Annotated in this window: 19 protein-coding genes; 9 read left to right on the top strand and 10 right to left on the bottom strand. The window is 33.0% G+C overall.

Annotation, left to right across the window (positions count from 1 at the left end; all coding sequences use genetic code 11):
* Positions 1-86 precede the first annotated feature (86 nt).
* From OZP08_RS05615 to OZP08_RS05605, 3 genes are all read right to left on the bottom strand, one after another.
* Positions 87-1,064 carry a ribonucleotide-diphosphate reductase subunit beta gene (locus tag OZP08_RS05615; protein WP_268848689.1) on the bottom strand — a complete coding sequence of 326 codons (978 nt, stop codon included), beginning with the start codon at positions 1,062-1,064 and terminating at the stop codon, positions 87-89.
* Positions 1,065-1,323: 259 nt separating this feature from the next.
* Positions 1,324-1,896, bottom strand: a complete 573-nt coding sequence (locus OZP08_RS05610; protein ID WP_268848688.1) for a DUF3109 family protein — start codon at positions 1,894-1,896, stop codon at positions 1,324-1,326.
* Positions 1,897-2,041: 145 nt separating this feature from the next.
* Entirely contained in the window at positions 2,042-2,170 is a 129-nt protein-coding gene (locus OZP08_RS05605) for a hypothetical protein (RefSeq protein WP_268848687.1), read from the bottom strand.
* 278 nt (positions 2,171-2,448) lie between these two features.
* Between OZP08_RS05605 and OZP08_RS05600 the strand changes: the two genes are divergently transcribed.
* The 3 genes from OZP08_RS05600 (at position 2,449) to OZP08_RS05590 (ending at position 3,970) form a co-directional block, all read left to right on the top strand.
* Positions 2,449-3,027, top strand: coding sequence for a MarC family protein (locus OZP08_RS05600; RefSeq protein ID WP_268849445.1), 579 nt, complete (start codon positions 2,449-2,451; stop codon positions 3,025-3,027).
* Between the two features lie 128 nt (positions 3,028-3,155).
* Positions 3,156-3,359, top strand: coding sequence for a hypothetical protein (locus OZP08_RS05595; RefSeq protein ID WP_268848686.1), 204 nt, complete (start codon positions 3,156-3,158; stop codon positions 3,357-3,359).
* Positions 3,360-3,361: 2 nt separating this feature from the next.
* Positions 3,362-3,970 (top strand): FAD-dependent oxidoreductase, encoded by a 609-nt coding sequence (locus OZP08_RS05590; RefSeq protein ID WP_268848685.1) that lies wholly within the window; start codon positions 3,362-3,364, stop codon positions 3,968-3,970.
* Between the two features lie 193 nt (positions 3,971-4,163).
* Here OZP08_RS05590 and OZP08_RS05585 read toward each other — a convergent pair whose 3' ends face one another.
* From OZP08_RS05585 to OZP08_RS05575, 3 genes are read right to left on the bottom strand one after another with little or no spacing between them, the layout of a single operon-like run.
* Positions 4,164-5,744: a S41 family peptidase gene (locus tag OZP08_RS05585; RefSeq protein WP_281323190.1), complete on the bottom strand. Its 1,581-nt coding sequence runs from the start codon at positions 5,742-5,744 to the stop codon at positions 4,164-4,166.
* A gap of 7 nt (positions 5,745-5,751) precedes the next feature.
* A complete protein-coding gene (locus tag OZP08_RS05580) occupies positions 5,752-6,183 on the bottom strand; it encodes a deoxycytidylate deaminase (protein ID WP_268849444.1) in 432 nt (143 codons plus the stop codon).
* 5 nt (positions 6,184-6,188) lie between these two features.
* Positions 6,189-6,782 (bottom strand): HupE/UreJ family protein, encoded by a 594-nt coding sequence (locus OZP08_RS05575; RefSeq protein WP_268848684.1) that lies wholly within the window; start codon positions 6,780-6,782, stop codon positions 6,189-6,191.
* Between the two features lie 192 nt (positions 6,783-6,974).
* Between OZP08_RS05575 and OZP08_RS05570 the strand changes: the two genes are divergently transcribed.
* Positions 6,975-7,406, top strand: a complete 432-nt coding sequence (locus tag OZP08_RS05570; protein WP_268848683.1) for a tellurite resistance TerB family protein — start codon at positions 6,975-6,977, stop codon at positions 7,404-7,406.
* A gap of 52 nt (positions 7,407-7,458) precedes the next feature.
* Here the strand turns inward: OZP08_RS05570 and fbp are convergent, their stop codons facing one another.
* Positions 7,459-8,472, bottom strand: a complete 1,014-nt coding sequence (gene fbp / locus OZP08_RS05565) for a class 1 fructose-bisphosphatase (protein WP_281323189.1) — start codon at positions 8,470-8,472, stop codon at positions 7,459-7,461.
* A gap of 169 nt (positions 8,473-8,641) precedes the next feature.
* Between fbp and OZP08_RS05560 the strand changes: the two genes are divergently transcribed.
* The 5 genes from OZP08_RS05560 (at position 8,642) to OZP08_RS05540 (ending at position 15,924) form a co-directional block, all read left to right on the top strand.
* Positions 8,642-9,124, top strand: coding sequence for a GNAT family N-acetyltransferase (locus tag OZP08_RS05560; protein WP_281323188.1), 483 nt, complete (start codon positions 8,642-8,644; stop codon positions 9,122-9,124).
* 81 nt (positions 9,125-9,205) lie between these two features.
* Entirely contained in the window at positions 9,206-10,462 is a 1,257-nt protein-coding gene (locus tag OZP08_RS05555; RefSeq protein WP_268848682.1) for an aspartate kinase, read from the top strand.
* A 184-nt stretch (positions 10,463-10,646) separates the two neighbouring features.
* Positions 10,647-14,078, top strand: coding sequence for a DUF8818 domain-containing protein (locus OZP08_RS05550; protein WP_281323187.1), 3,432 nt, complete (start codon positions 10,647-10,649; stop codon positions 14,076-14,078).
* Positions 14,079-14,142: 64 nt separating this feature from the next.
* On the top strand, positions 14,143-14,661 hold the full coding sequence (locus OZP08_RS05545; RefSeq protein WP_281323186.1) for a hypothetical protein: 519 nt from the start codon (positions 14,143-14,145) through the stop codon (positions 14,659-14,661).
* A gap of 201 nt (positions 14,662-14,862) precedes the next feature.
* Positions 14,863-15,924, top strand: coding sequence for a glycosyltransferase (locus OZP08_RS05540; RefSeq protein WP_281323185.1), 1,062 nt, complete (start codon positions 14,863-14,865; stop codon positions 15,922-15,924).
* A 75-nt stretch (positions 15,925-15,999) separates the two neighbouring features.
* Here the strand turns inward: OZP08_RS05540 and phoU are convergent, their stop codons facing one another.
* From phoU to pstA, 3 genes are all read right to left on the bottom strand, one after another.
* The gene (phoU, locus tag OZP08_RS05535) at positions 16,000-16,680 is read right to left on the bottom strand and encodes a phosphate signaling complex protein PhoU (RefSeq protein WP_281323184.1); all 681 of its coding nucleotides are present in this window, start codon (positions 16,678-16,680) and stop codon (positions 16,000-16,002) included.
* A 73-nt stretch (positions 16,681-16,753) separates the two neighbouring features.
* Positions 16,754-17,512 (bottom strand): phosphate ABC transporter ATP-binding protein PstB, encoded by a 759-nt coding sequence (gene pstB, locus OZP08_RS05530; protein ID WP_281323183.1) that lies wholly within the window; start codon positions 17,510-17,512, stop codon positions 16,754-16,756.
* Between the two features lie 49 nt (positions 17,513-17,561).
* Entirely contained in the window at positions 17,562-18,506 is a 945-nt protein-coding gene (pstA, locus tag OZP08_RS05525; RefSeq protein ID WP_281323182.1) for a phosphate ABC transporter permease PstA, read from the bottom strand.
* Positions 18,507-18,508: the final 2 nt, after the last annotated feature.

Below are 18,508 nucleotides of genomic sequence, written 5' to 3'. Positions count from 1 at the left end.
GAAAACAATTAATTATACTTAATCTTTTATTTTTTCTTTTGCGTTTTTAAATACTTTAGACAGCATTTAAAACTCAAAACTGTATTTTAAAAATCAGCGTCGAAGCTAATTTTTTGGGAATCGCCTTCAGTAACTTTAACACCTGATTTTTGATATTCGGCAACTTTTTTCTCGAAGAAATTAGTTTTCCCTTGAAGTGAAATCATATCCATAAAATCAAATGGATTGGCAACATTGTATTCTCTATCACAACCCAATTCTACCAATAATCTATCGGCAACAAATTCTAAATATTGGGTCATCAAACTTGCGTTCATCCCAATTAAACTAACCGGAAGTGACTCAGTAATAAACTCTCTTTCTATATTTAAAGCATCAACAATAATGCTTCTTATTCTATCTTTTGGCACTTTATTAACCAAATGATGGTTATGCAAATGCACTGCAAAATCACAGTGAACCCCTTCGTCACGAGAAATCAATTCATTAGAGAATGTCAAACCTGGCATTAGCCCACGTTTTTTCAACCAATAAATAGAACAAAACGCTCCTGAGAAGAAAATCCCTTCTACTGCTGCAAAAGCAATTAACCTTTCGGCAAAAGAATCTGACTCAATCCATCTTAATGCCCAATCCGCTTTCTTTCTGATAGCAGGAAAAACATCCAAAGCATTGAACAATTCTGATTTCTCAGCTTCATCTTTCACATAAGTATCAATCAAAAGAGAATATGTTTCGCTATGAATATTCTCCATCATGATTTGAAAACCATAGAAAAATTTAGCTTCTGCGTATTGCACTTCATTTACAAAGTTCTCAGCCAAATTCTCATTTACAATTCCATCAGAAGCAGCAAAAAAAGCCAAAATGTGTTTTATAAAATAACGTTCATCGTTATTCAACTTATTATTCCAATCGTTTAAATCTTGTGATAAATCAATTTCTTCAGCAGTCCAAAAACTAGCTTCCATCATTTTGTATCTTTCCCAAATATCATGGTGTTTGATAGGAAAAATAACAAAACGATTTTTATTTTCTTGTAAAATTGGTTCAATTTGCGACATTAGATTGTGTTTGTTTTTTTTTGATTTTTTAATGAAAATAGGCGCGAAAAGCGAATTACAAAGATTATGAAATATTGCGGTTATTAAAAGTCAAACTTATTCACAATACCCTTGAGTTTTTAACAAAAAACAGCAATTGGAGCGTTTTTCCTTCAAAATACAATTTACTGAAAATCAATTATTTACATACGTAGAAAACTCTTAAACTCTTGTAAAACATAGAAAATTCAAACAATTAAAGACAATTGTTTTTTGATATTTATAAATTGTTTTTCAACTCTTCGGCTACTTTTTCAAGCTCCGAATACCAATCTTCGCCAAAGCGACGAACAAGGGCTTCTTTTACAAATTTATATACCGGAACTTCGAGTTCTTGACCTAATGAACAAGCTGCATCACAAATATCCCATTTGTCATAATTAACCGCAGCAAACTCAGTGAAATCTTTTACACGTATTGGATACAAATGACAGGAAACAGGTTTTTTCCAGTCTACTATTCCTTGATTATAGGCTTGCTCAATACCGCAAAGGGCAGTCTTACCATCAAAAATTACATAGGCGCAATCTTTGTTATCAATTAGAGGTGTTTCAAGATCACCATCAACCCCATTTATCCAAGTTCCTTGCACTTCTATAGCCTCAATTCCTTCTTTTCTTAAAAATGGTTTTACTTTTGGATATATTTCTTCCAATATTTTGGTTTCTGCCAAACTCAAGGGCGCCCCTGCATCGCCATCGACGCAACAAGCTCCTTTGCATGCTGACAAATTACAAACAAATTCTTTTTCGAGTATATCCTCTGAGACGATGGTTTTTCCTAGTTGAAACATTTTGCAAAGGTAATCAAAGAATCAAGAAATAAAAACGGCACATAAACATAAGCGTAATAAACAATCCTAATTAACACGTTAAAAATAATTTACTTACATAAACTTATACTCACATTCATTCTAAACACGACTCCTTTTATCTATGTTAATACATTTTATCGTTATTATTTTTCCATAATTTTATAATCTTTCGGGGCATCCCCATCCCTTTGGGTACTGCGTTCAATAACATATTTTCTTCATTTTGAACTTGTTTCCAAATTTGTGCTTGCATAAAATTGATTTTTAATAACAAATATGCAAGAGATCAAATACCAAAAACTCCTTTATTATCTTTGATATTTCTAAGCCAACACAAATTTAGTTATTGATTTTCAGTAGTTTACAATATTTAACTTTTGGTTTAATCAATTTTATTACAAAATTAAAGCAATGAACAGATTCCTGATTTAACCTTCTTTTAATGACAGAATCTTCAAATTGAAAAAAATAAATGTATTTTTGAGAATCAAAAACGTATTTACTACAACTATTCATAAAAAACACAATACTATGCTGGATTTTAACTTAAAAGAAATAATAACAGTAGGAATGGTTCTTTTTGCCGTAATCGATATTGTGGGATCTATTCCTATTATTGTAGGATTGAGAGCCAAACACGGTCATATCGAATCCGAAAAAGCTTCCTTGGTTGCTGGATTAATAATGATCTTATTCCTGTTTATTGGTGAAGAGTTTTTAAGCCTGATAGGTATTGATGTTCATTCATTTGCAGTTGCCGGTTCTTTTGTTTTATTCTTTTTGGCTTTAGAAATGATTCTAGGGATTCATCTTTATAGAGATGAGGAAGCCAGCTCTGCCTCGATAGTCCCATTGGCCTTTCCGCTGATTGCCGGAGCAGGTACCATGACCACTTTACTTTCTTTGCGTTCTCAATTTCATACCATAAATATTGTTATAGGTATTATACTTAATATTATACTGGTTTATGTCGTTTTGAAATCATCTGGGAAAATAGAAAAAATGTTAGGAAAAAATGGACTTGGAGTGATTCGTAAGACTTTTGGAGTAGTCCTTTTGGCAATTGCTGTTAAATTATTTGCGGCTAATGTTAAAGGTTTGTTTGTCTAAAAAAAAAAATTATAAATTTACCCCATAATATTTTCATGCATATTGCGTTGTTCGCTTTTTTACCCAATTCTAATTACAGAATTGATTGAAAAAACAGCTTTTATTTGCATGGAAGAATAATTAAATCTATGAAAACTTTTACTAACATTTTGGTTGTTTTAGCCATTGCTCTTATTATTTTCAATGTAACTTTACTTGATTTTAAAAATCCGTTACAAGGAAATAGCGTAATTGCAATCGTTGGAATAATCGCTTCTTTTTGTGCTGTTTTAATTCTTCTAATTTTTAGAATGTCTAAAAAAATAGTTGAAAAAATGGACGACAAAATATAGTGGTGTTTGACGTTTTAATTATAGGCGGGGGAGTTTCTGGTGTATCATGTGCTCAAATCTTAGGTTCAGCCCAAAAGAAACCATTCGTTTCCTCCAAAAAAATTGGAATTTTCACACATCAAAAAACATCTTCGCTTCAAGAAGCCGTTTTTAATAATGCCTACGGAATTACTCCAGGAAAATTAGGCTCTGATTTATTAATCGAAACTCTCGAACATTTATCAGACACTTACCCTCATATTGTTCAAATTCCTGAAGAAAAAGTTCTGAAAATAGAAGGTCAATATCCTGAATTCACCATTATCACAAACAAAAACAGCTACAAAACCCAGAATATTGTAGTTGGAATTGGCGCATCTAATACATTTGCTATAGAAGGTTTGATGCAGTTTGTTGAACCACACAAAAAATCCTTACCCGAAAAACAAAGAATTCAATTAAAAAATGTAGACCATAAAGTTATTGATGGAATCTATGTAATAGGTACACTTGCGGGATGGAGAAGTCAACTAGCTATTGCTGCAGGAAGTGGAGCTGCCGTTGCCACCGATTTACTTACGCTATGGAATGATGGTATTCAGACGCATTCCCATGACAGCATTAGAAAATAAACCATCTAGAAGTTAATATCCAACTCTCTATTTTCTATTTAGCAAGTTCAGACAAGCTTAAATACAATTCCTCATATAAATTACCGAGGCTGTATTTATCTAAGATTACAAGCTGATTTCAATCCTAAAAAATATAGCATCCTATAGATTTTTCACTAACAACTTTGATAGATCTATAGGATACTACAATCTCTTATTTGGATTTTGGATTCAATACTGCCTTCACCATAGCATCATCTTTCAAAATCATTTCGTAGTAATATTTATCACCATACAGTTGGCGGGCAAATTCGGCATTAATGTATCTTTTTACCAAAGCCTTGTTGTGTCCTAGTTTTATAAGCAAACCATTCTGAGTGAGGTATTTTTGAAAATCGTCAAAATACAAATCAGTTGTATTTATTTTATTTAAAAATTGTTCGAAGGTTAGCTTTGAAAAAACTTTTCTGTCCTTGTCTAATTGCTCAAACACAAAATGCCCAACAATTCCAGATTGCAACAAATAGGTAATATTCTCTGAACCATGATCTGCCTCTAAAGGAATAAAAACATCAGGTACAATTCCGCCACCGCCATAAACAATTTTACCTTTCTTGGTTTTAAACTTCAAGGAGTCAACCACTTTTATGCTGTCTTTTTTATACAATTCACCATGCAAAAAGCGAGAATCTGATTCTTTAAAATAATCTTCATTCCCTTTAGTATATGGCTTTTGAATAGACCTTCCCGTAGGTGTATAATATCTGGCAATGGTTAATCGCACAGCCGATCCATCGTTAAAGTCCATTTCTCGTTGTACCAACCCTTTTCCAAAAGAACGTCGTCCTATAATTGTTCCGCGATCGTTATCTTGTATGGCTCCCGCCAAAATTTCGCTTGCCGAAGCACTGTTCTCATTAACTAAAACATAGACATTACCGTTTTCAAAACTACCTTGCTTGGTGGCAAATGTTTTTTCGATCACTCCATTTTTGCTTTTGGTAAAAACTATCAGTTGTCTGTCTTTCAAAAATTCATCGGCAATAGCAATGGCCTCTTCCATATATCCTCCACCATTATCCCGAACATCTACAACCAATGATTTTATGCCTTGCTTTTTCAGGCTCATCAATCCAGCTTTAAATTCCTCAAAAGTAGTTTCTGCAAAGCGATTGATCTTTATATATCCTGTTGTTTTATTTAGGATTAAAGCAACATCTACACTCTTAAGCGGAATAACATCTCGTTTGATGGTTAACTTAAGTTTTTTGCGCTCTGATTTTCGATAAACTGTCAATTCAATTTGAGAACCAGCTTCTCCTTTTAGAGCTGCAAACAGGCTATCATTTGGCAATTTTCGACCAAATAGTTTCTTTTTATTAACGTACAAGATGCGATCTCCCGCTTTGATTCCCGCTTTTGCCGAAGGACCATTTTTTACCGGATTAATAACTGCAACAGAGTCATTATACATGTAAAAATTGATTCCTATACCCACGAAGCCTCCTTTCATGGTTTCGGCTATTTCTGATTGTTCACTTGGCGGAATATACACCGAATGCGGATCTAGATGCGCTAAAATATTATCTACCGTAAGATTTACTATAGAATCAGTATTTATATTATCTACATATTCGCTATCTATAAAATCAATCAGTTTATTGAGTTTCTCTTTTGTACTCTTTTTGACTAAAAAATCATGAGTCTGAGGAGCATTCGATATATTCCCAATAAAAATACCTAGGGCAAAAATGCCCCCAATGAATATGGGTAAATATTTATTATCAAACTTCATTTATAAATTATTCTTCTAAAATCGGAATGTGTTCTACTTCGACTCCTGCTTTTAATAAAAATTGTATTCCAGAATCATCTCGGTATCCATTATGATACACCACTCTTTTTATACCCGATTGATGTATCAATTTACTGCATTCTTTACATGGTGAAAGTGTGATATACAAAGTTGCTCCTTCACAGGATTGTGTTGATCTTGCTACTTTTAATATTGCATTTGCCTCAGCATGCAAAACATCCCAACGCGTTAGTCCATCTTCATCTTCACAGCAATTTTCAAATCCGGAAGGCGTTCCATTATATCCATCAGAAATAATCATTCTATCCCTTACAATAATTGCTCCTACCTGTTTTCTTTTGCAATAAGACAACAAACCCCATTCTGTAGCAATCCTAAGATAGGCTTTATCGTATTTATTCAACTTTTTATTTTCCATAATTATTATCTCTTCCATATTTCATTTTCCAGTATCATTGGTAATACTACTCCTATTATAAATGCTGACATTACTAATGCCCAATCCCGTTTTGAAAATCTAAAAACCGTTTGAACGATGTAAGACAAAATCAAGACCACTAAAACCACCGCAATTTGGGCAGCTTCTATTCCTAATGCAAACTCAGCCATTGGCAATAATTTTGAGGTTGCACTACCTCCTAATATTGTTTTAAAATAATTAGAAAAACCCAATCCATGGATGATTCCAAAGAACAATGTTATTATGAACACCAGATTGACGCTTCCGTTTTTACTGGTTTTACCTGCCGTAAATAAATTATAAAGGGCGGTTGTTAAAATCGTTATTGGTATGAGAAACTCAACCACATTTACCTTGACAGTGATAATCCCAAAAACAGAAAGAAATAATGCTGTTGTATGCCCTAAAGTAAACACCGTCACTAATAGTAAAATCCTTTTCCAGTCATTGAAAGAGAAAGGAACAGACAAAGCAATTAAAAATAAAACATGGTCATAGGCATGTATATCCAATACGTGTTTTAATCCTATTTGAAAGTAAATCAAAAATTCTGACATCGATAATTTAATTAAATTGATAAGGGGTTGTAAACTTACGATTAATTTTGAAAATGGTGTATTTGATTAAAAAATCATTCTCTAAAATATTATAGAAAACAAAGGACAATCGTACAAAAAAGTCTCCAAAAACAAAATCAATACTAAAAAAATTAATTATCTTTATGTCAAACCTAAAACACATTTAATATTATGTCATTCTCAGATTTATTTAGCAGTGAATTCAATCAAAAAAACAGAGGTCATTTTTCAGCAATTGTCCATGTAGCCTACGCCAGTGGCGATATCTCAGAAGAAGAAAAGAGATTTTTGGACAAACTTGCCCTAGACCTTGAAATTTCCGAAATTGAATACAAAGAGATACTAAAAGACCCATCAAAATACCCAATAAATGCCCCTTATTTATACATAGAAAGACTAGAAAGTCTGTACAATCTAGCTAGAATTGTACACAGAGATCATCAATTAGGAGACAAGCAAGAACGCTTAATGGTGAAATTTGGTTTAGCCTTAGGTTTTACACCCAGCAATGTAAATTATATTGTAGATAAAGCTCTCAAATTAGTTGACAAAAAAGTAGATCTAGAAACTTTTATGTACGAAATGAAAAACATGTACAAATAAAAAAAAGCTCCCAATTGGGAGCTTTTTTTTGGTTTATTGTTTTGGTTTACTATTAACTGTTTTTTGCTTTAAGCATAAACTCTTCTGCTTTTTTAACCATATTCATACTTCCGCAAAAAAATGGTACTCTTTCATGTAACTCTGTAGGTTGTATCTCCATTATTCTATTAAAACCATCAGATGCTTTCCCTCCAGCTTGCTCAGCAATAAAGGCCATAGGATTACATTCATACAGCAATCTTAATTTCCCTTTTGGAGCTTTAGAACTTGTAGGATAAATATAAATTCCTCCCTTAATCATATTTCTGTGAATATCCGATACTAAACTTCCGATATATCTAGAAGTATACGGACGATCTCCTTCTTCAAGTTGGCAATATTTAATATAATCTTTCACCCCTTGCGGAAAATGCACATAGTTCCCTTCGTTGATTGAATAAATATTTCCATCTTCTGAGAACTTCATGTTAGGATGCGAAAGATAAAACGTTCCAATGGCTGGGTTTAATGTAAAACCATTTACTCCATGACCTGTGGTATAAACCAACATAGTCGATGTTCCGTAAATTACATATCCCGCAGCAACTTGATTGATACCTGGCTGTAGAAAATCTTCTAACGTTACCGGAGTTCCTATTGGTGTTATTCTTCTATAAACCGAAAAAATAGTTCCGACAGAAACATTTACATCTATATTAGACGAACCATCCAGAGGATCCATCAAAACTACATACTTATTATTATGGCTTCTATCACTTCCTTCAACGGTAATAAAATCATCATTCTCTTCTGAAGCAATCCCGCAAACAATCTCACGATTGATTAAGGTTTGAATAAAAACATTATTGGCATACACATCCAATTTTTGCTGATCTTCTCCTTGAATATTTTGCTCTCCAGCTGCACCAACAATATCTACTAACCCGGCTTTGTTGACTTTATAGCTGACTACTTTTGCCGCCAAACGGATTGAGTTGATGATTCTTGATAATTCTCCTGACGAATATTGAAAGGCATTTTGGTTTTCAATAATAAATTCTCCGAGAGTTCTGTTGCTTTTTTCCATTACGAAATCGATGTAGTTAGTTTAAGTCACAAATATCGTTTTTTTTGTGAAAACGAAAAAAATAATAACCACATAGTTTATCAGTATTGTATATTTGCTACACATTCCATAAAAACAACTCCTTAATTAGTTATTTTTTAATAATAAAGCAGGAAAATAATACGAAATCATGAATATACGTAAAGGAAATAAAGAAGACATGACGGGTGTTTTGGCGCTAATTCAAGAGCTTGCCGAATTCGAAAAAGAACCTGAAGCTGTTTTAATCACCGTTGATGACCTCGTTCGTGACGGTTTTGGACCAAATCCTTTGTTCCATGTATTTGTTGCAGAAGTAGAAAATGAAATTGTAGGCATTGCTTTGTATTATTATCGTTACTCTACCTGGAAAGGAAAAATTATACACCTTGAAGACTTGGTGGTTAAAGATAAAATGCGAGGAACTGGTTTAGGTTATGCTTTATATTCTGAAATTATCAAACAAGGAAAAAGAGACAACGTTCGTAGAATTGATTGGCATGTGCTCGACTGGAATACACCGGCTATTGACTTTTACGAAAAATCAGGCGCCCATGTACTAAGAGATTGGAATGTTGTACAAATGGATGAAGCTGCAATTAACTATTTTGTAGACAATAAGCTAAAAAATTAAAATATAAACGTTTTTGATTTGAGACTAATAATCTTGAATCTGACGAACGTCAGCAAATTGACGAAGTAAATCTAAATTAATATGAGAGTATTCAAATTTGGCGGGGCCTCTGTAAAAGATGCCGCAGGAATTAAAAACGTATACAGCGTTTTGCAACAAGTGGGTTATGAGGATGTATTGGTTATTGTTTCTGCTATGGGCAAAACAACCAATGCACTTGAAGAGGTTATCAAAAATTATTTTGATAAATCCCTTGAATTAAATTCGTCAGTTCAAGAAGTAAAAAAATACCATAATCAAATCTTGATGGATTTGTTTGAGGATGAAAATAACGAGGTTTTCGCCGCTGTCAACACACAGTTTGCTGATCTGGAATATTTCTTGGCTCATAACAAATCTCCAAATTATAATTTTGTTTACGATCAAATTGTAAGTTATGGAGAATTGATTTCGACCACAATCTTAAGTAATTTTATGACTTTTATGGGAATAAAAACGCAATGGTTGGATGTTCGAAATTTCATAAAAACTGATGCAACTTACAGAGACGCCGAGGTAGACTGGGAATTAACCCAAAAGAATATTTCTAAAAATATTAAACGAAAAATATTGAACATCACTCAAGGATTCTTGGGATCTGATGAAAACAATTTCACTACTACATTAGGTCGTGAAGGGTCTGATTATACCGCTGCAATTTTCGCTTATTGCCTAAATGCCGAAAGCGTAACCATATGGAAAGACGTTCCTGGGGTTATGAATGCCGATCCTAGATATTTTGAAAACGCAAGTTTGCTAAATCAAATTTCGTATCGTGAAGCTATCGAATTGGCATTTTACGGAGCATCAGTTATTCACCCAAAAACATTACAACCTTTACAAAAAAAGGAAATACCTTTATATGTAAAATCGTTTATCAATCCATTGTTGAAAGGAACTGCTGTTTCTAAAGGTGTTGATCTTGAACCGTATTTACCTTGTTTTATTGTAAAACGAAACCAACTGTTGATTTCATTATCTTCAATAGATTTCTCTTTTATAATGGAAGAAAACATCAGTGAAATCTTTGGATTATTCCACCAGTACAAACTTAAAGTAAACTTGATCCAGAATTCGGCCATCAGTTTCTCCGTTTGCGTAGAGGATAAATTTGGAAACTTCAATGATTGCAACGCAATACTTTCTAAAAAATTCAAAGTAGATTTTACCGAAAGCGTTACTTTATATACCATCAGACATTTTAACGAGCAAGCTGCACAAACGGTTGAAGACAACAAAACTGTTCTTTTAAAACAAGTCAGCAGAGAAACTATGCAAATTGTTACCAAAGAGAATTAATTCTTTGATTAAAAATAGCTCTATCAAAAAAATGGAAGTCATTAATTCGGCTTCCATTTTTTATTACTATTTGTTTAATCTCAATTACTTCTAATCATTTTCGGTTCTCACTTGAGCCAATACTCTAATTAGCACATTATAAAATAATAAATACTAATTTTGGAGCATTCGAGTTATAGTATTTATGTTTAAAAATGTATTATTTTGGATTCTACTTTTTTGTTTTTTTGGGCTTCAGGCGCAAGAAACGGATTCGGCTTACAGAACCAAAAAAATAGCTTTTACCACAGACACCATTTATCTGGAAAAGGAAAGCATCAATTCCTATTCTTTCAAAGTATTGGATTCCAAAAACCAAGCTATTGACAGTTCTTTGTATCAAGTAAATTTCCCAAAAGGCTTACTTGTATTTAAAGACAAAAATCAAAACATTACAGATTCCATAACAGTTCATTATCTAAAATTCCCTAGTCTATTAACCAAAGAATACAGTATTTACGATAGCAGTAAGATTATTGACAACGATGCAACCAATCAAAATTTGTATAAAATTGAAAACACTCCCGTAAAAAATAATACTCCATTTGATGGTCTTGTTGCCAAAGGAAGTCTCTCAAGAGGAGTTTCTGTAGGTAATAATCAGAATACTGTGGTCAATTCGAATCTGGATCTACAAATAACCGGAAAAATATCCGAAAAGGTTAGCATTAGAGCTTCTATTAAAGATACCAATATTCCCGTTCAGGAAGGAAGCTACTCCCAGAAACTGAACCAATATGACAATATTTTCATGGAACTCTTCAGCGATAGTTGGAATGTTCGTGCCGGCGATGTTTTTATTGGTAACAACAACACTCATTTTCTCAATTTCAACAAGAAGATACAAGGATTATCCACTACTATTAATCTAGAAAATGAGAATAACAAAACCAATCTATTTGCATCGGCCGGATTGGTTACTGGTCATTATGCCAGTAGTAATTTTAAAGGACAGGAAGGAAATCAAGGTCCTTATAAATTAATTGGTCAAAATGGTGAGTTGTACGTTTTAGTCATCATTGGGTCTGAACGCGTTTATGTCAATGGGGTTTTATTAAAAAGAGGCGAAACAAATGATTATACCATCGATTACAACTCTGGAGAAATTATGTTTACCCCTCTTTTCAGTATCACGTCCGAAATGAGAATCGTAATAGAATACCAATACTCTGAGATCAACTACACTCGATTTGTTACGTACGATGGAGGAAGTTTTACTAACAAAAAATGGACTTTTGGTACTGCTTTATATTCTGAAAATGACTTAAAAAATCAACCCGTTCAGCAAAACCTTTCTAAGGAGCAAGTACAAGTTTTAGCAGAAGCCGGAGACGATCCTAAATTAATGGTTGCATCATCAGCTTATCTTGACACCTATGACGAAAAAAAAATCCTGTATAAAAAAACCATCCTTGGTACTGAATCTATATTTGAACATTCGACAAACCCGAATGACCAGCTATATACAGTTACTTTTACTTTGATAGGACTAAAAAAAGGAAATTATATTTTAAAAAATGCTGCGAGTGTAGATAAAATTTATGAGTATGTAGCTCCCATAAACGGAGTTCTTCAAGGAAATTATGAACCCATTATACAATTAATAGCTCCAATAAAAGAACAGGTTGCTACCTTTTTTGGAAAATACAATCCTTCTGAAAAAACTGCTGTTGATTTTGAAATTGCCATTAGCAACAATGATAAAAACTTATTCTCTTCACTAGACGACAGCAACAATAAAGGTATAGCGGGAGAAATCAATACCAAGCAACGTCTATACTCCAAAAATTGGAACCTAGATGCTTTTGCCAATTTACAAGTTATAGATTCTGATTTTAAACCTGTAGAACGTATAAACTCAATAGAATTTTATAGAGATTGGAATATCTACAGCTCCATAACCGGTGACCAAAATTTACTGAGCACCGGTTTAAATTTCGGCTTAATCCCTGATACGAATTCAAAAAACACAGGATCTGTAACCTATGCTTTTCAAAGACTTGCTATTTCCAACAATTATTCGGGTATAAAAAACAACATCAATGCAGGATTTACAACCCATAATTGGACTATCAAAAGCGATGGCAGTTTATTGAAAAGTGACGATATAGAAACCACTACTAAGTTTATTAGAAACGTTTCGCAAGTTCAATACAACTTCAAGAAAAATTGGATTGGCAGTACTTTACGTTTTGAGGATAATCAAGGCAAAAATAAAGCTACTCAACAACTCTCTTTGCAAACCCAACGCTTTAATGAATACGGAATATATGCCGGTCATGGAGACAGCACCCGTGTTTATGTACAATTGGGGTATTTAAGAAGAACGAATGACAGTATTCAAAACGGATTATTACAAAAGGTAAACACTTCCAATAGTTATAATTTTAAATCACAACTATTTAAAACAGAAAAGCGTGATCTATCTGTATTAGTAAATTATAGAATACTGGATTATACTGATCCTACGCTAAAAAACACACCTTCATTGAATTCGAGGGTTCTTTATAGTGATCAATTTTTTAATCAATTGGTTCAAAGCAATACCCTTTACGAAACCAATTCGGGCACCATGCCTTTTCAAAATTACACTTATGTAGAAGTACCCGCGGGGCAAGGAAAATACACCTGGAATGACTACAATAATAATGGGATAAAAGAACTCGAAGAATTCGAAATAGCGCCATTTATAGATTTAGCAACTTATACCCGAATCTTTCTGCCTAATCAGATTTATCTAAAAACCAATCAAAACAAGTTCTCACAATCTTTTATAATCAATCCTAATATTTGGCAAAACAGTAATTCTTTCAAAAAGGCACTTTCCTATTTTTATTTGCAAAGTAACTTTATTATAGATCGGAAAATTAAGAATGAAGGAGACCATTTTGATTTGAATCCCTTTCATTCTTCATCAGAAAACATATTGGGTTTACTTTCTACCTTTACCAACAGCTTGTTTTTCAACAGAGGGAAACGCGACAATTCAGTTACTTATACCTACATGACAAATCAGGCACAAAACTTATTGTCTGTTGGCACCATTAAAAACAAAAACAGCTTTCATCAATTACAATACCAACACTTACTTCAAAAAAGTTGGCTATTTGATGCGCTAGCCAAAACCATTTTGACAAAAGCAGAATCTGAAACATTTACCGAGAAAAATTACACGATTGAAGGTTATTTATTAACTCCAAAGATTAGTTATCTGTTTTCAAAAAACATCAGCTTAGATCTTTTTTATGAATACATCAACAAAAAAAATCAAATTGGTAGTTTAGACACCTTATTGCAAAGTAGATTTGGTACCGCATTTAGCTATAATGGAAGTTCAAGATTTACAGCAAACGGCGAAATTTCATTATATAAAAATGATTTTAAAGGAAATGAATTTTCTTCTGCTGGATATCAAATGCTGGAAGGATTGCAAAAGGGTCAAAATTTAACCTGGAGAACCCTATTGCAAATGAATCTGACTACATTTTTAGACGTTAATTTCATCTACCAAGGTCGAAAAAGCGAAACCAGTGATGCCATTCATACCGGAAGTGTTGCGTTGAGAGCTTATTTTTAAACTATTAGAGATCAACTTTAGAAAAAAAGTAGTAAATTTAAATCTAATTTAAAATTAAACTGACATGAAAAAATTATTGTTATTAAGCTTCTTCTTTATTCTATCGAATACTTTTTACGCACAAACAAGTAAGACTAAAGAGAAAACGGCAACAGAAAAAGCAACAAAAGATGCCAAAAAAACAACAGATAAAGTAGCTAAAGATTCTAAAGCGACTGCTGATAAAGCACAAAAAGACGCCAAAAAAACAACTAAAGACTCAAAAGCATCAGCAGATAAAACAACAAAAGAGGCAAAAAAAACTACTGATAAAGTAGCTAAAGATTCTAAAGCAACTGCTGATAAAGCGACAAAGGAAGCCAAAAAAACTACTGATAAAGTAGCTAAAGACTCTAAAATGGCTACTGATAAAGCAACCGCTACCAAAAAAGAAGTTTCTAAATCTGCCGACAAATCAAAAGCAGCCGTAAAAAATACTGATAAAGTAACCGGAGAATACAATGGAAAAAAAGTATATACTGGCCCACAAGGAGGTAAATACTACATCAATTCAAACGGAAACAAAACCTACATCAAACAATAAATAAATTTCCGAACAAATACTGAAGGCTATCCGTAATGGTTAGCCTTTTTATTTAATAGTCCCGACCTGATATAAGTAAATTTTATGTTAACTTATTTCGAGTCGGGACAAATTATATAATATTTTAGTAATACATTGTAAACATTAGATTGAAATCTATCGAATAACTTTAAACTTATGTATATAAGTAAGACTTAAAAAATGAATTTAAAATCCGATAATAAAAATATCTTGATAGCTCCATTAAATTGGGGATTGGGTCATGCTACACGCTGTATTCCTATCATTAAAGCTTTACAAGAAAATGATTTCAACCCTATAATTGCTTCTGATGGAATTGCCCTAGAGCTACTCCGAAAAGAATTTCCATATTTAAAAACCCTAGAATTGCCATCTTATCAAATTGAATATGCAAAAAACGGCAAGAATTTTAAATGGAAACTTTTTAAAAACCTACCAAAAATGATAGAAGCCATTTTGGACGAAAAAAACATCGTAAACAAATGGATTAAAAAATACGAGATTGATGGTATTATATCTGATAATAGATTGGGGGTTTTCAGTAAAAAAATCCCCTCGGTGTTTATCACTCATCAATTGAATGTTATGACTGGAAACACTACATGGATTACCAGCAAATTACATCAGCACATTATAAAAAAATACAATGCCTGTTGGGTTCCCGATGTGAATTCAACATTAAATCTCACAGGAAAATTAGGGCATCTAGAACACAGTACTTTGCCCTTACAATATTTAGGCCCATTAAGCAGAATGCATAAAATGGGACTGCCTACACAATATGACCTAATGATTATTTTGTCTGGCCCTGAACCACAACGAGGACTATTGGAAGCTCATCTTACCGAAGAAGTAAAACGTTTTACCGGTAAAGTAGTATTTGTAAAAGGAATAATCGAAGCCGAACAAAAAAAGGAACAGATAGGGAATGTAACCTACTACAATTTCATGAAAACCCGCCAGTTGGAACAAACTTTCAACGAAAGCGAAAAAGTTCTTTGCCGATCCGGATACACAACTATTATGGACTTGGTAAAACTAAACAAGAAAGCATTTTTCATACCCACTCCTGGACAATATGAACAAATCTATTTGGCCGAAAAATTAGAACAAGAAGGCTTAGTTCCCTATTCAACCCAAGAGAATTTTAAAATAGAAGATCTTTCAAAAACAGATCAATTTAAAGGGCTCCCACATTTGGACAGCACTGTAAATTGGGAAGATTTATTCAGGGTCTTTTAATAAATAAAAAAGTCGGAACAGTTTAAATGTTCCGACTTTTTTATTGGTACTAATTCTAATTTTTAATGAGAAATACTAATCTTCCGATTCTAAATCATCAAATTTATCGTGTTTGATAATTTTAGCATTTATCATAAAGTAAACGTATTCTGCAATGTTGGTACAATGCTCAGAAATTCGCTCTAAATGCTTTAAAATAATCACCAAATTAGTTCCTGAAACTACAGCCTTAGAATTTACTTTCATTTCATTTATAATATCGTGTATTGCGTCTTCGCAATTCTTTCTGATCTCGTTGTTCAGTACAAAAATCTCTCCAATAACATTTTCATTACGAGTCATAAAACAATTATTGGTCTTTACCGTAATTAACTCTACTTGTCTGGCAACATCGGCTATATTGAACTTAACAATCAGATCGTGTTTCTCTTTAATATTCTTTGATCTTTTTACGATACTTATTGATAAATCTCCAATTCGTTCAATCTCGTTGCTAATTTGCATTGCAGACATTATAAAACGTAAATCAGAAGCAACGGGTTGTTGCAAAGCAAAAATGCGTTGACAAATTTCATCGATTTTTATATCTAATTTGTCAATTTTATTTTCTGTTTTTTTGATGCTTTTCGCTTCAGCCACTTCCGGCTCCTGCAAAAGTTTTTTTACTGATTCGCTCACTTGGCCTTCAGCCAATTTCCCGATTTTTTCAATAATATTTTTTAACTTATCTAATTCTATTTCGAAATGTGTACTCATCTTTTTTTATTTAAAAACTTAACGATTCAGGAATTATGAAATTTTTTAATCTTTAAATCTTTCTATAAACCTTTTATCCAAATCTACCTGTTATATAATCCTCGGTTTGCTTTTGTACCGGTTTTGTAAATATAGAATTTGTTTTGCCCATTTCAATCAATTCACCCATATAAAAAAAGGCAGTATGATCACTCGTTCTGGCAGCTTGTTGCATATTGTGCGTCACGATAATGATAGTATATTGCTCTTTTAACTGATGCACTAATTCTTCGATTTTAGAAGTCGAAATTGGATCTAATGCACTTGCTGGTTCATCCATCAAAATAATATCCGGGCTTACAGCTAATGTTCTTCCTATACACAAACGTTGTTGTTGTCCTCCGGAAAGCCCTAAAGCTGAATCATCCAAACGATCTTTTAACTCATCCCAAATGGCGGCTTGACGCAAAGAGGTTTCTACAATTTCGTCTAACTGTGCTTTATCTTTTATTCCATTAATACGAGGACCATAAGCAACGTTCTCATAAATAGATTTTGGGAATGGGTTTGATTTTTGAAAAACCATCCCGATTTTCTTTCTAATATTAACAACATCAACATTCTTGTCATAAATATCAACTCCTTCAACCAGCATTTTACCAGTAATAGAAACACTTGGTATAAGGTCATTCATTCTATTGATACATCTCAAAAAAGTAGATTTTCCACAACCCGAAGGTCCAATTAAAGCGGTAACTTTATTGGCAGGGATATCCATTGTAATATCATTCAAAGCCTTTTTTTCACCGTAGTATAATGATAAATCATTTACTTTTATTTTTATATCTTTCATTGTTTACTTGTTATGTCTAAAATAATAATCTATTTAGTCAGTCTAAATATTATTTTGCTTTTCTTCTTATTCTTGATCTAATAATTACAGCAACTACGTTTAGAGATAATGTCAAAATTAATAACACTAAAGTTGTAGCAAACTGTATTGGCATTGTTTTCTCCACATCCGAAGATTGGGTAGACATAATATAAATATGATATCCCAAGTTCATGAATTGATCACTTAGTGAACCTGGCAATGTAGCCAAATAATATGCCGCCCCCGTAAATAATATTGGAGCTACTTCTCCTGCACCTCTACTTACTGCGAGAATTGTACCTGTCATAATTCCAGATACAGAACCCGGAAGCACCACTTTTCTAATAGTTTGCCATTTGGTTGCACCAAGTGCTAAACTCGCTTCTCTTAATTCGCGTGGGATTGTTTTCAATGCTTCTTCAACAGATACAATAATAACCGGCAATGTCAATAAAGACATCGTTAAACTTGCCCAAAGGATATTAGGTTGTCCCCAACGCAATTGACCTCCATTAAAAGCGGTATCGGCTCCAGCACCCAAAAATTGGATAAAAAACCCAAGACCAAAAAGACCAAATATTATTGAAGGAACCACTGCAAGTGTACGTACTGAGAATCGAACTGCTGCAGCAAACTTAGAATCTTCACGAGCATACTCCGTTAAGTAGAGTGCCGTAATAGTCCCAAAAGGAACCGCCGCTATAGACATTACGATTACTAGTATAAAAGTCCCTATTAAAGCAGGAAATATTCCTCCTTCTGTCATACCATTAGTAGGGAATTGAGAGATAAACTCCCAAGAAAACTTAGAACGCCCTTGATAGACTATAATTCCAAGAATGATAAAAAGTGTTGCAATGATTAAGAACACTGCTATTTGTGTGATTCCTATAAAAACCTTTCCTTTTATATCCGAAATACTCTTTTTACTTGAAAAAAAGTGATCTTCTGATTCATTTATAATTTTATCCATAA

This window comes from Flavobacterium aestivum, from assembly GCF_026870175.2.
GTDB classification, from domain to species: Bacteria; Bacteroidota; Bacteroidia; order Flavobacteriales; family Flavobacteriaceae; genus Flavobacterium; species Flavobacterium aestivum.
This window is presented reverse-complemented; position numbering and strand designations above follow the sequence as displayed.